Origin of the sequence: Phenylobacterium sp. (genome assembly GCF_044372605.1) — a bacterium.
In the GTDB taxonomy this organism is placed as follows: Bacteria; Pseudomonadota; Alphaproteobacteria; order Caulobacterales; family Caulobacteraceae; genus Phenylobacterium.
The window spans coordinates 1-13,187 of the sequence record NZ_JBILRO010000078.1 but is presented as its reverse complement, the minus strand read 5'-3'; the positions used below and the strand labels follow the sequence as shown (position 1 = coordinate 13,187).

Below are 13,187 nucleotides of genomic sequence, written 5' to 3'. Positions count from 1 at the left end.
CGCGCCTCGGGCACCTGCGACATCAGCTTGAGGGCCGCCATGCGCGGTATTTCAACGCAGATGCAGGCCTCCGACGCCCTTATGGTCGCCCCGCGCCGACGGCCCGAAATCAGGCCGACCTCACCGAAGATCGAACTCTCGCCGATCGGTACTGTGATGCTGGGGTTGGAGGGATCCACCTCGACCTTCACCGAGCCGGATGCGATGCCGAAAAGGGATGATCCCTGTTCGTTGCGAATGAATATCGGATCACCCGCCTTGTAGGCGCGAACCTCGCTGTCCAGCAGGAACTCGCGCATCTGCAAGGGGGAAAGACCGTTGAGGATTTCCACGTGGCTTCGCAGGAATTCCAGCCACTCGGCGACGCTTTTGTTTCCCGGCAGGCCTTTGAGTTTGTCTTTCAGAAGGGGCTCATCTGCGGCTTCAAGGCTGGTGTTGCCGTTGATGTATTCGACGACGTCATAGCCCTGGTTCATGCAGTGCTTGATCAGCGGATAGCCGGCCAGGGCGCCAATTACATAGACGCCGGGCTTGGTAGTGCTCTCGAAGGTTGGGGTGAGGGTAGGGAAGGCGGTCCGATCCGGACTGGCGAAGGCGACTCCAGCGGCCTCGACAAATGCCCGGGGAGGTGCGGCGCCCATGCGGGCGATGATGCGGTCGCACTTGTAGCGGGTAGAGCCCTGGGGGGTCTCCACCGTAATCCAGCCTGGCTCAACCAGGGCAGTGTTGGACTCGGTCAGGACGCCGATACGGCCTGCATCGCGGGCCGCCAGCAAGCCGTCCACGTTGGGCTTCTTGGCCGTTGGGAAGTCCGCGCCGCGGTTCAGCAGGGTGACGGTGTTGTTCTGGCCGGAGTCAGCGATCAGGCCCATTGCGTTTTCGATACCGGCGTCACCGCCGCCGATAACGAAGATGTGCTCGTCGGTGTACTCGCCAGGATCGTCCAACTGATACTGCACATGAGGCAGGTTGCCGCCTTCGCAGCGCATCAGGTTCGGATTGCCCTGGGTACCGACGGCCAGAATGATGTTCTCGGCCTGAACCGGATCACCCTTCTTCAGCTCAATCACAAAGGCGCCCTTGTCCCCGGTGATGGCCTTGACGTCGGCATTGAACTTCACATTGACGCCTGCGGCGGCGACGTCCTGGTTCCATTGATCCAGGATTTTCTCGCGTTTTCCCGCATCGAAGTCGCAGTCTGAGCGGAGCACCAGCACCGACGGCGTCGCCATCACGTGCTTGCCTTTCTGATAGCGGTAGATCGTGTCGGAGAGGTGGTCGGTCTTCTCGATCAGGATGTGCGACAGCCCCAGGCGCGCGGCGTGCGCAGCCGCGCTCAATCCCGCAGGACCGGACCCGATGATCGCGACCTTATAGACTTCTGCCATACCCCCGCGCCCCCGCGTCGCGGCTCTAGGCCGCGCCAACTCTTACCTTACGCCCCCGGCCACCTTTGGTACTTCATCCATTTCCGATCTTCACTGAACCCGCTACCACGCAAGTCAGACATTAGAGGAGCACAAAGTCCATGGCGGCGGAAGTCGGTCAGTTCGCCTTGATTCTTGCTCTGCTGCTGGCGGTCGTTCAATCGCTGACACCGCTGTGGGGGGCACATCGGGGAGATCGCATCCTTATGGCGGTTGGCCGACAGGCGGCCATACTGCAGGCCCTTCTTGTCTCTTTGGCTTTTGGATGTCTTGGCTACATCTTCGTCACCTGTGATTTCTCGGTGGCGTTGGCGGCGCAACACAGCAACACCGCCCAACCGACGGCCTACCGGTTTGCCGCCACCTGGGGAAATCACGAAGGCTCCATGTTGTTGTGGGTGCTGATTCTGGCGCTGTGCGGCGGCGCACTGGCGGCGTTCGGCGGAACTCTGCGCGAGACCCTGCAGGCGCGCGTGCTGGGCATTCAGGGCCTGATCGCCGCTTCATTTCATGGGTTCCTGCTGTTTACATCGAACCCGTTCCTGCGCCTCGACCCGGCACCGTCAGAGGGCATGGAGCTCAATCCACTGCTGCAGGATCCGGGTCTGGTGCTGCATCCGCCTGTCCTTTACGCGGGTTACGTCGGGTTTTCGGTGGCGTTCTGCTTTGCCGTGGCGGCTCTGATCGAAGGTCGGGTTGACGCCGCCTGGGCGCGTTGGGTGCGTCCCTGGGTGCTCGCGGCCTGGATCCCGCTCACTCTGGGTATCACCCTTGGCAGTGCCTGGGCCTACTACGAGCTGGGTTGGGGCGGTTGGTGGTTCTGGGATCCGGTGGAGAATGCTTCGCTGATGCCCTGGTTGCTGGGGACCGCGCTCCTGCACTCGGCGCTGGTGCTGGAACGCCGCGGCGCGCTGGTCAGCTGGACGGTGCTGCTGTGCATTCTGACTTTCTCTTTGAGCCTTGTGGGAACCTTCCTGGTCCGCTCGGGCATCCTCACCAGTGTCCATGCCTTTGCGGTCGATCCCGAGCGCGGGGTCTATGTTCTGGGGATCATCGCCCTGACTACGGGCCTTTCGCTGGCTCTTTATGCCTGGCGGGCGCCTGCAATTCGCTCGGGCGCGCTTTTCCAGCCCCTTTCGCGAGAGGGCGGGATCACCCTCAACAATCTGTTCCTGACGGCGCTTACGGCGACCGTTTTCCTGGGCACGTTCAGTCCGGTGTTCATCGAGATGCTGAACAACGACAAGATCTCGGTAGGCCCGCCCTATTACGCCCGCACGTTCGTGCCATTGGCCTTCGTGCTCCTTCTGCTTGTCGTGTTCGGGCCTATGCTCAACTGGAAGCGCGATGACTGGCGGGCGACCCTGGCGAGGATCCGGGTTCCGGCGGCCCTCGCCGCAGTGGTGCTGCTCCTGGGCCTGATCGCCAACGGCCTTGCCGGCGTCATCACTGCCGGGGGGTTGGGGCTGGCCGCTTGGTTGCTTGCGGGATCGGTGCTGGTGCTGGCGCGGCGCTGGTGGGCGGGGCGTGCCTATCTGGGCCGGGCGATCCGGACCACGCCGCGCGCCCTTTATGGCCTGACATTCGCCCATGCCGGTCTGGGTCTTCTGGCGCTGGGGATCACAGGGGTGACAGCCTGGGAAAGCGACAAGGTCCTGAACATGCGTCTGGGCGACACGGTGGCGTTCGCGGGGCGCACCCTTACACTCTCGGCCTTTGAGACAGTGACCGGTCCCAACTATGAAGCCCGCCAGGCCCGCTTCACGGTTACAGGGCAGGGCAAGCCCTACATGCTATCCAGCGAGAAGCGCTTCTATGCTTCCGCGCAGACCCAGACCACCGAGGCCGGAATTCGGGTTACGCCGTGGGGTAACCTCTATGTGTCTGTCGGCGAGGAGTCGCCCGAAGGGGTGGTGGTGCGGCTCTGGGATCATCCATTGATTGTCTGGATCTGGATCGGCGGCTTTGTGATGGCTCTTGGGGGCGCGGTATCACTCAGTGACAGGCGCTTGCGGCTGGGCGCGGCGGTCAAGGGTGCGCCGGCGGCCGCGCAACCGGTGGCGGCAGAATGAGACGCCTCATTTTCATTCTGCCCGTGGTGCTGTTTGCAGCGGTGCTGGTTGGCTTTTTCGCGGGACTTGGTCGTGATCCGTCGCGGCTGCCGTCGACGATGATCGGCAAGCCCGTGCCGGAATTCAGCCTGCCTGCCGTCCGGCCTGGTGATCAGGGCTTTGCGAGGGCTGATCTGGGTGGCGAGCCCATGCTGATCAATTTCTACGCCTCGTGGTGTGCGGCGTGCCGGATCGAACACCCTCTGTTGATGCGTTTGCGCGCTGAGGGCGTACTGCTGCAGGGCGTCGACTGGAAGGATCAGCCTCAGGCGGGCTATCAGTGGCTTCAGGATCGCGGCGACCCCTACGTGCGGATCGGTAGCGACGTCACCGGTCGTATGGGTATTGATATGGGTGTTTCCGCCGTGCCGGAGACCTTCGTGATCGATAAGCAAGGCCGCGTGCGCTATCGGCACGTGGGCGCGGTGACGCCGCAGCTCTGGGATGAAACTCTGCGGCCGCTGATGGACAAGCTGAGGTCAGAGTCGTGAGGCGCTTTCTAATTTTAACCTGCGCTGTCCTGGCGGTCGCCGGATCTGCCTGGGCGGTGAACCCCGACGAGCAGTTGGCCGACCCCGGACTTGAGGCTCGCGCCCACAGTCTTTCCAAGGATCTGCGGTGCGTGGTCTGTCAGAACCAGTCGATCGACGATTCCGACGCCGCTCTCGCCCGCGATTTGCGCATCATCCTGCGCGAGAGAATCTCGGCCGGGGACACCGATGAACAGGCGGTCGCCTACCTGGTGGCGCGGTATGGCAGTTTCGTCCAGCTCCAGCCTCCCATGCGTTTCGATACGCTCGCGCTATGGTTCGGGCCGCTGGCGGTCCTCCTCGCGGGCGGGCTGGGGGCGTTGATCTACGTTCGCAGTAGAGCGCCGTCCCGTGCCGAGCCCCTCAGCGCGGACGAAGAGGCCGAGGTTGAAATCCTGCTCAAAACCGACAAGGCGGGCTGAATGCTCTGGATGATCCTCACACTGATGACGGTGCTGGCGGCAGTGGGCCTCGCCTTTCCGCTCATTCGCCGGCGAGACGCGGCGCAGGCGGAGCGTGCCGATGCCGTCGGCGTGCTCAAGGCGCAAATGGCGGAACTTGAAGCCCAGGCGGCCTCCGGTGCGATGGCTGGACCGGAAGCCGAAGCCTTGAAGAGCGATCTGAAGAGACGGGTCCTTGCTGAAGCCCGCAATCCCGAAGCCACGGCCAGGCCGCTTTCCGAGCGAACACTCCTCATTCTGGCGGTCAGCATCGTCGCCGTCGTCACCCTGGCCGGAACAGGTCTTTATCTTGCGATCGGCAAACCGGAGGTGAAGGCGCAACCCGGTGTGTCGGCCTCGAAAGACGCCGTAGAAGGTCACCCCCAGGGCGAAACCGGGGCCATGATCGCTCAACTTGAAGCGCAGATGCAGCAACGTCCGGACAATGCCGAGGGTTGGCGAATGCTGGGTTGGTCCTATCTCCAGACCGGTCGCAATGCTGAAGCCGCCACGGCCTATGGTCGCGCGGTGGCGCTGGACCCCACCAACAACGAGTACATCTCGGCCCAGGGAGAATCGACAGTGCTGGCGGCGGATGGACAGGTGACTCCTGCCGCCGAGGCCTTGTTCCGCCGCGCGGTCGCCGTGGCGCCTGATGATCCCCGGGCGCGTTACTATCTTGGGGTGGCCAAGGACCAGCGTGGGGAGCACGAGGCGGCCATGAACGACTGGATCGCTCTGCTTAAATCGGCGCCACCGGGTGCGCCCTGGGCCTCTGAGGTGCGGACGTTCGTCGAGAAAGTTGCAGCGGATCGAAAGATGGACATCGCGGGCCGACTACCGCCTCTCGAGTCGGCGGGTGCAGCAGGGCCGATCGTACCCCGTGGTCCGACTTCGGAACAGATTGCGGCGGCGCAGAACATGAAGCCCGGCGACCGCGACGCGATGGTGGCCGGGATGGTCGAGCGTCTCGCGGCGCGTCTGAAGCAGAATCCCCGGGATCGAGAGGGCTGGGAACAGCTTCTTCGGGCGCGGATGGTGTTGGGCCAGAACGACCGCGCGGCGGCGGACTATCGCGAGGCCCGCCGGGCATTCAACGGGTTGCCCGCCGACCAACAGGCGCTGCAGCAGACCGCGATCCAACTTGGCCTGCCGGTCGGATAGATGCCGGACACCCTCATCAGAGCCGGAGCAGGACCGGCCGCCCAGTTGATCCTGGAGTTGCTGCCCGAACCGGTCATCCTGGTACGTGGGGGCGACGGTGAAGCTCCGGAGATCACCTATGGCAACCAGGCCGCCCGGGAGGTTTTCCGGATCGAGCTGGAGGGAGCTCCCCTTGGCGCGGCGTTGCGCCGCCCGGAAGTTCTGGAGGCCATCGAAGAAGCTCTCGAGGCCTCTTCGAACGCCGAGGTGACGTTTGAAACAATCGGCGTGCAGCCGCGTTTCTGGCGAGCCTTTGCACGTACGCTTGAGGTGGAAGCCGGCGGCGACCGCCTGCTTGTGGTGGTTCTCCGTGACGAAACCGATGCGCGTCGTACCGAGCGCATGCGTGCGGATTTTCTGGCCAACGCCAGCCACGAGCTTCGCACGCCGCTGGCGTCGCTGGCCGGGTTTGTGGAAACCTTGCGAACCCACGCCAAGGAAGACCCTGAAGCCCGTGAAAAGTTCCTGGGTATCATGGCCCAGCAGACCACCCGCATGGCGCGGCTGGTGGACGACCTTCTTTCGCTTAGCCGGATCGAACTCAACGAACACATCGCCCCATCAGGACGCGTGGACTTGTCAGGTGCTGTCCAGGACGTGACTGACGCAATCCGGCCGCTTACAGCCGAACGCGGGGTGATGATCGCGATGAACGTCGAAGGTGTGGCCAGACCCGTGATCGGCGACCGCGACCAACTGGTTCAGGTGATCCAGAACCTCGTGGACAATGCCGTTCGCTACACGCCGCGCGGCGGTGCGGTGCGCGTTACGCTGGAAACCGCGGCCAACCTGGAGGCTGCGCGCGGGTCCAGCCGAAGAGGCGCGGGGCTTTCGTTGTTGTCGCCGGATGTCAACGAAGGCCAGTCTTACGTCGTGCTTCGGGTCTCCGACGATGGGCCGGGCATACCGCGCCAGGTCCTTCCTCGATTGTCAGAGCGTTTCTATCGCGTGGAAGGCCAGCGCAGCGGTGGCACTGGTCTTGGATTGGCGATCGCCAAGCACGTGATCAATCGACACCGGGGCGGGCTTACAGTGGAAAGCGCCGAAGGCGAAGGCAGCACCTTCAGCGTATATCTTCCCGTCGCGGCGCAATAGAACTGGCTTGTCGCAAAACTGTAGTCAGACTGCATTAGTTTGCGCCGCCACGGGAGACCTTTCAGTGACGGGTGCACTAGCCGCACAGTTGAGACAGTTGACCGCCGAGGTCATCCGCATGGGCGGCCTGGCGGAAGCACAGGTAGTGGATGCCGTAGACGCGGTGGTGCGTCGCGATGTGCCCTTGGCTCAGGCTCTGATCATTCGTGATCTGCGGCTCGATAGTCTCCAGAGTGAGGTAGAACGACGGGCTCTCGCCCTGATCGGGAAGTATCATCCTGACGAGGGAGAGCTTCGACGCGCCATATCGACCCTGAAGCTGGCCATGAACCTGGAACGCTGCGGAGATCTGGCGCGTAATATTGCCAAGCGTAGTCTGGTGCTTTCAGCAGGCGAACCGCTGCTGCCGGTGACCGGCGCGATCGAGCGCATGGGACGACTGGTGGCTGGACGTCTTCGTGAGGTGCTGGATGCCTATGCTGGCGGCGACGTGGAGCCTGCACTGGATGTATGGCGGCGCGACGGCGAGGTTGACGAGCACTACGAGAGCCTGTTCCACGAACTCCTTAACATGATGGCTGCCCATCCCGGCTCAGTGGCCTCGGGCGCCCACCTTCTCTTCGTCGCCAAGAACCTCGAACGTATCGGCGATCACGCCACCAATATCGCCGAGATTGTGCATTTCCAGATGACAGGTGTTGAGCTGGTCGGAGAGCGACCAAAAATCAGCCTGCCGACGCTTGAAGCGGAGACCACACGATCGTGACCCCCTATATTCTGGTCGTCGAGGACGAGGACGCGCTTGCGACCCTCCTCGACTACAATCTCATGAAGGAAGGCTTCCGTATCGAGCGCGCCGCCGATGGCGAGGAGGCGCTGCTGAAGATTTCCGAGGAAGCGCCGGACCTCGTTGTTCTGGACTGGATGCTCCCGAAAGTCTCCGGTGTGGAAGTCTGCCGCCAGATCCGTGCCGGGACCGAGACACGCCGCACACCGGTCATCATGTTGACCGCCCGCAGCGAAGAGGCGGACAAGATCCGTGGTCTTGAGACTGGCGCCGACGACTATGTGGTCAAGCCCTTCGCCATGAGCGAACTGGTCGCCCGCATCCGCGCCCTGCTGCGGCGCACCCGGCCCGAACTGCTCGACGAGCGCCTGGAATATGGCGACCTGCTGCTGGATCGCGCTCGGCATCGGGTGACCCGCAGTGGTCAGGACGTTCACCTTGGCCCCACGGAATATCGATTGCTCGACTTCCTGATGCAGCGGCCCGGGCGGGTGTTCAGCCGCGAGCGCCTGCTCGATGCGGTTTGGGGGGCTAACACCTACGTTGAGCTCCGCACTGTGGATGTCCACGTGGGGCGGCTGCGCAAGGCCCTGCGCAAGCCTGACGCTCCGGATCTGATCCGGACGGTGCGCTCGGCAGGATACGCCCTCGACGCTGACGTCTGAGCCTCGTCACAGCGGTGTCATAGACTCTGCATACCCCCTGAGAGGACCTGGGGGATCGACATGACGGATAACACTGCGGCTGTTCGGTGCCGCGCTGCCTTCATATCGGACATTCACCTCGGCACCCGCGGGTGTCAGGCGGAGCTGTTGCTGGAGTTCATCCGCGAACTCGACTGCGAGACCCTCTATCTGGTCGGTGACATCGTTGACGGCTGGAAGCTGAGGTCCGGCTGGTTCTGGCCGCAGGGGCACAATGACGTGGTCCAGAAGATCCTGCGGCTGGCGCGCAAAGGCGTGCAGGTCGTCTACATTCCTGGCAACCACGATGATCGCATTCGCGATTTCTGCGGGGTGCATTTCGGCGGCGTGGTGGTTGCGCGTGACGCCATCCACGAGACCGTAGATGGTCGCCGCTACCTCGTGACCCATGGCGATGAGTTCGACGGTGTGGTCCAGAACGCCAAATGGTTGGCGTTTCTGGGAGACTGGAGCTACCGGGCCCTGCTGGCGCTCAACACCCATTTCAACCGTGCGCGCAAAATGCTGGGACTAGGCTACTGGAGCCTCTCGGCCTTTCTGAAGCATCGGGTGAAGGACGCCGTGGCGTTCATAGATCAGTTCGAGACAGCGATGGCGGACGAGGCGAGACGTCGTGGGGTTCACGGTGTCATCTGCGGTCATATACACAAGGCCGAACGGCGCGACTTCGACGGGATCGACTACCTGAACGACGGTGACTGGGTGGAGAGCTGCACAGCCGTCGTCGAGGGCTTTGATGGCCGCCTGGAGATCGTTCACTGGCTGGAAGCCCGGAAAGCCCTCCGCAGAGGGAGTTCTGTCGCGGCAACTCCGCTTGCGGCTTGATGTCGAAACGAAAAAGGGCCGCGACCGGGGGGATGGTCGCGGCCGGTCCGGCCTCGGGAAGGTCGGACGAGAGGGGAGAGCCACTGATCTCCCAGGAAACTTTAGCCGCAGGTGATGTCAGGGTTGTGACGCCGGCAGACCCGTCTCGGAAAATGAGCTGCGCGTGCGCGGCAACTACATGATGGGATCTGATCAATACGCGCGCCGCTCTCGCTGGGGCTATCAATGTCGACACTCTGGTCGCTCAGAACCATGCGCACGGCCGGGTTCAGGCGCCAGTTCAAACGATGCGAGAGAATTTTCTGCGCCTCGTCCAGCGCTGCGCCAGGGGTCGCCGGACTGAAGAGCTTTCCTGCATCATGGTTCAGGTCTGTAACCCGGTTGGCATCCCGCAAGTTCGGCTGCGCCGAGAGTTCTGATCCTGGGGATGCAGTGACTGTCATAATTATGTAGCAAAACCGACGTGTAACTTTCTTGTGCCTGACGTAGATGGCTTGCTCTAGCCTGTCATGAAACGGTAGCGAGGCCGCCCTAGTGGTTATCAGCGGGTCAAGCTGAAACCCTGTAGTTCGGTCCTGGAAAGCGGTACGACGATGAAGATTGGCATGATCTATGGTGTGGCAGGGGTCGCCTTGGCGCTCGCCGCCTGCTCGCCCAAGGTCGACGGCAAGGCCGCAGCGTCGAAGGGCGCTTCAGGCACTGCTGTGCTGCTAATCGATGGTTCCAGTACAGTTTATCCGATCTCCGAAGCCCTGGGAGAAGAGTTTCAGAAAGAGTCGGGAACCCGAGTTACCGTGGGCCTTTCGGGCACGGGCGGCGGTTTCAAGAAGCTTTGTCGCGGCGAGATCGACATCGCGGGAGCCTCCCGCCCGATCAAGGCGGAAGAGGCGAAGGCCTGCGTTGACGCGGGAATTGAATTCATCGAACTGCCCATTGCGCTGGATGCGCTGGCTATCGTGGTCAACCAGTCCAACAAGTTCGTCGATTGCCTGACTGTGGCCGAACTGAAGAAGCTGTGGGAGCCTGCGGCTCAAACCAAGATCACGAACTGGAAACAGGTTCGGGCCTCTTTCCCCGATCAGCCCATCAAGCTGTTCGGCGCGGGGACTGACTCCGGAACCTTCGACTATTTCACCAAGGCTGTGAACGGTGAGGAGGGCGCCTCGCGAGGCGACTATACCGCTACCGAGGACGACAACGTTACAATCAGCGGCGTGTCTGGCGACGCAAATGCCCTGGGGTATCTGGGCCTGGCCTACTACTCGGAAAACAAGACCAAGGTGCGTGCGGCGCCGATCCGCCAGGTAGACGGCAAGTGTGTAAGCCCCTCGTCTGAGACAGCGCGGGATGCGTCATATCAGCCGCTGTCTCGCCCGCTGTTCTACTATGTGAACAAGAAGTACGCCGCCGAGCGCCCGCACCTGAAGGCCTTCATGACCTATGCCTTCACCGCCAAACACAGTGAAGAACTGGTGGCGGAAGTCGGCTATGTGCCGCTGCCGGAACAGGCCTACACGTTGGCGTTGGCCAAGTTCACAGCCGGTCTGTCGGGCAGCTACTTCAATGGTGGCTCCAAGGTTGGCGTGACCATGGAAGAACTTCTTGCCGACGTGGCGGCCAAGCCGGGGACCCCGACGGCCCCCAAGCCCTAGAAACCGGCGCAGGGCGTGGCGCATTTCGCGTCTCGCCGTCGCCATGTCGCGAACGACGGGATGCTACCGGAACCGAAACTTTCAGAGTACCAGGCCCTGCAAGCCAGCGCTTTTTTGCGTAGAGGCCGGGCGCTCGCTACGGTGATGCAGGCTGTGTTGTTCGCCAGCGCAGCGCTGTCCGTGTTGATCACGGCCGCAATCGTGTGGGTGCTGGTGACCGAGTCAATGCCGTTCTTCGCGCAGGTCCCGATTCTGGACTTCCTGACGGACCTGCAGTGGACCCCCGTTTTCACCGACGCCCACTATGGTATCCTGCCATTGCTGTCGGCGACATTCTGGGCAGCCGGCATCGCCATGCTGGTCGCCACGCCACTTGGCCTGATCTTGTCCATCTATCTCAGTGAGTTCGCGCGGCCCTCGGTGCGCGAAGTTCTCAAGCCAATCCTCGAGATGTTGGCCGCCGTTCCGACCGTTGTGTTCGGTTACTTCGCACTCCTCTTTCTGACCCCACTGGCGAAGCGGTTCATTCCGGGACTTGAGGGGTTCAACCTGTTGATACCGGGCATCGTGCTGGGCATCATGATCCTGCCCTATGTAGTCTCGATCAGCGAGGATGCGATGCGCGCAGTGCCAATGGCCTTGCGCGAAGCCGCGTTCGGTCTGGGTATGAGCCGGGTGCAGATGGCCTTCTCGGTGATCATTCCCGGGGCTTTCTCGGGCGTCACAGCGGCCTACCTGCTGGGCTTCTCCCGCGCGGTCGGCGAGACCATGGTGGTCGCGATCGCGGCCGGCCAGAATCCCAACCTTACCGGAGACCCGCGGGAGGGCGCTGCGACCATCACCGCCTATATCGTGCAGATGAGCCTGGGTGATCTGCCACATGGTTCACTGGTGTACTCCACGATCTTCGCCGTGGGTCTGGTGCTGTTCGTCATCACCCTGATCTTCAATCTCTTGGGCTTTTTCCTGCGTCGCCGCTTCCGGGAGGTCTACTGATGAGCGGGGAAACAGATCTCGAACATGCCGTCACCCAGCGCCTGGTGCGCGCCAAACGGCTGCAGGACCTGGTCTTCGGAGTCGTCGGGATCCTGGTCCTGATCGTGGTCATGGGCCTGTTGGTGACCCTGGTGGCTGACCTCTTGATCGACGGGGTCGGTCGTATCAGTCCCGAATTTCTGACCAGTTTTCCTTCACGTCGCGCGGCGGGGGCCGGCGTGCTCTCGGCCTGGATCGGAACCACTCTGGTGATGTTTGTCACCGCCGCCATCGCGATACCGCTGGGTGTGGGTGCTGGCCTCTATCTTGAGGAATATGCCTCCAAGAACATGCTGACCGACGCCATCGAGATCAATGTCAGTAATCTGGCCGGGGTTCCGTCGATCATCTACGGCTTGCTGGCGTTGGGCTTCTTCGTCTACGGCCTCAATCTGGGCCAGACCGTGCTGGTGGGCGGTATGGTTCTGGCGCTTTTGATCCTGCCGATCGTCATCGTTGCGACCCGTGAAGCTCTCCGCGCCGTGCCCTCTGGCCTGCGCGAAAGCGCCTATGGGATTGGGGCCAATCGCTGGCAGGTGATGTGGAGCTACATCCTGCCCAGTGCTCGCCCCGGGATCCTCACCGGGGCCATCGTGGGCCTGTCGCGGGCGATCGGTGAGACAGCGCCAATCATTACTATTGGCGCCCTTACCTATATCGCTTTTCTTCCGCCCGCTCCGATCAGCACCACGCCGCCGTGGATTAACTTCGACTGGCTGAACTCGCCCTTTACAGTCATGCCGATACAGATGTTCAACTGGATCTCGCGGCCCCAGGCGGAGTTCCACGTCAATGCAGCGGCCACCGGCGTCTTGCTGCTGGGTATGACCCTGCTGATGAATGGCTTTGCAATCTACCTTCGCTATCGGCTTCGTCGATTGGTCCGGACTTGACGATGAATGACCTCACCAATTCCAGGAGCCCTGCTGTGACGATCGCGTCGCCCCTTAGCCCCGAAATTCCGGTTCGCGCCCAGGTCGCAGATCTCAGCTTCTGGTACGGCAAGTTCCAGGCTCTTCACGGTGTCAGCATGCCGATCGAGGATCGTCGTGTGACGGCAATCATCGGCCCATCAGGTTGCGGCAAGAGCACGCTGCTGCGCTGCTTCAACCGGATTCACGACCTCTACGCCGGCGTCCGCTATGAAGGCGCTATCAATCTGATGCCGGATGGACTGAACCTGGTTAGCCGCACGGTCGATCCGATCCTGGTGCGACTTATGGTGGGCATGGTGTTCCAGAAGCCCAACCCGTTCCCCAAGTCGATTTACGACAACATCGCGTACGGCCCCCGCGTCATCGGGATGAAGCCGTCCAACATGGACGACCTCGTCGAAGAGGCTCTCACGCGTGCTGCCTTGTGGGATGAGGTCAAAGAC

The 13,187-nt window shown here is 62.4% G+C and carries 13 protein-coding genes; 12 read left to right on the top strand and 1 reads right to left on the bottom strand.

The features are described 5' to 3' along the window. Positions 1–1,388, bottom strand: a 1,388-nt coding sequence (locus ACIQ42_RS08490) for an NAD(P)-binding domain-containing protein (protein WP_397421766.1), incomplete at its 3' end; no start/stop codon positions are given. Between the two features lie 140 nt (positions 1,389–1,528). On the opposite strand from ACIQ42_RS08490, the gene ACIQ42_RS08485 reads away from it, so the two are divergent. The 12 genes from ACIQ42_RS08485 to ACIQ42_RS08430 form a co-directional block, all read left to right on the top strand. Beyond that, the gene (locus tag ACIQ42_RS08485; protein WP_397421765.1) at positions 1,529–3,499 is read left to right on the top strand and encodes a heme lyase CcmF/NrfE family subunit; all 1,971 of its coding nucleotides are present in this window, start codon (positions 1,529–1,531) and stop codon (positions 3,497–3,499) included. Beyond that, positions 3,496–4,029: a DsbE family thiol:disulfide interchange protein gene (locus tag ACIQ42_RS08480; protein ID WP_397421764.1), complete on the top strand. Its 534-nt coding sequence runs from the start codon at positions 3,496–3,498 to the stop codon at positions 4,027–4,029. The genes ACIQ42_RS08485 and ACIQ42_RS08480 overlap by 4 nt, the downstream gene beginning before the upstream one ends. Then, a complete protein-coding gene (locus ACIQ42_RS08475; RefSeq protein WP_397421763.1) occupies positions 4,026–4,490 on the top strand; it encodes a cytochrome c-type biogenesis protein CcmH in 465 nt (154 codons plus the stop codon). The genes ACIQ42_RS08480 and ACIQ42_RS08475 overlap by 4 nt, the downstream gene beginning before the upstream one ends. 9 nt (positions 4,491–4,499) lie before the next feature. Beyond that, a complete protein-coding gene (gene ccmI, locus ACIQ42_RS08470; RefSeq protein ID WP_397421762.1) occupies positions 4,500–5,672 on the top strand; it encodes a c-type cytochrome biogenesis protein CcmI in 1,173 nt (390 codons plus the stop codon). Then, positions 5,673–6,806 carry an ATP-binding protein gene (locus tag ACIQ42_RS08465; protein ID WP_397421761.1) on the top strand — a complete coding sequence of 378 codons (1,134 nt, stop codon included), beginning with the start codon at positions 5,673–5,675 and terminating at the stop codon, positions 6,804–6,806. 64 nt (positions 6,807–6,870) lie between these two features. After that, entirely contained in the window at positions 6,871–7,572 is a 702-nt protein-coding gene (gene phoU, locus ACIQ42_RS08460; RefSeq protein WP_397421760.1) for a phosphate signaling complex protein PhoU, read from the top strand. Then, positions 7,569–8,258, top strand: a complete 690-nt coding sequence (gene phoB / locus ACIQ42_RS08455) for a phosphate regulon transcriptional regulator PhoB (RefSeq protein WP_397421759.1) — start codon at positions 7,569–7,571, stop codon at positions 8,256–8,258. Before phoU ends, phoB begins: the two co-directional genes overlap by 4 nt. A 60-nt stretch (positions 8,259–8,318) precedes the next feature. Next, positions 8,319–9,122 carry a UDP-2,3-diacylglucosamine diphosphatase gene (locus ACIQ42_RS08450; protein ID WP_397421758.1) on the top strand — a complete coding sequence of 268 codons (804 nt, stop codon included), beginning with the start codon at positions 8,319–8,321 and terminating at the stop codon, positions 9,120–9,122. Between the two features lie 605 nt (positions 9,123–9,727). After that, on the top strand, positions 9,728–10,774 hold the full coding sequence (locus ACIQ42_RS08445) for a PstS family phosphate ABC transporter substrate-binding protein (protein WP_397421757.1): 1,047 nt from the start codon (positions 9,728–9,730) through the stop codon (positions 10,772–10,774). A 144-nt stretch (positions 10,775–10,918) separates the two neighbouring features. Further along, positions 10,919–11,770, top strand: coding sequence for a phosphate ABC transporter permease subunit PstC (gene pstC / locus ACIQ42_RS08440; RefSeq protein ID WP_397421756.1), 852 nt, complete (start codon positions 10,919–10,921; stop codon positions 11,768–11,770). Beyond that, positions 11,770–12,702 carry a phosphate ABC transporter permease PstA gene (pstA, locus tag ACIQ42_RS08435; RefSeq protein ID WP_397421755.1) on the top strand — a complete coding sequence of 311 codons (933 nt, stop codon included), beginning with the start codon at positions 11,770–11,772 and terminating at the stop codon, positions 12,700–12,702. Before pstC ends, pstA begins: the two co-directional genes overlap by 1 nt. A gap of 35 nt (positions 12,703–12,737) precedes the next feature. Further along, a partial coding sequence (locus ACIQ42_RS08430; RefSeq protein WP_397421754.1) for a phosphate ABC transporter ATP-binding protein occupies positions 12,738–13,187 on the top strand: 450 nt, incomplete at its 3' end.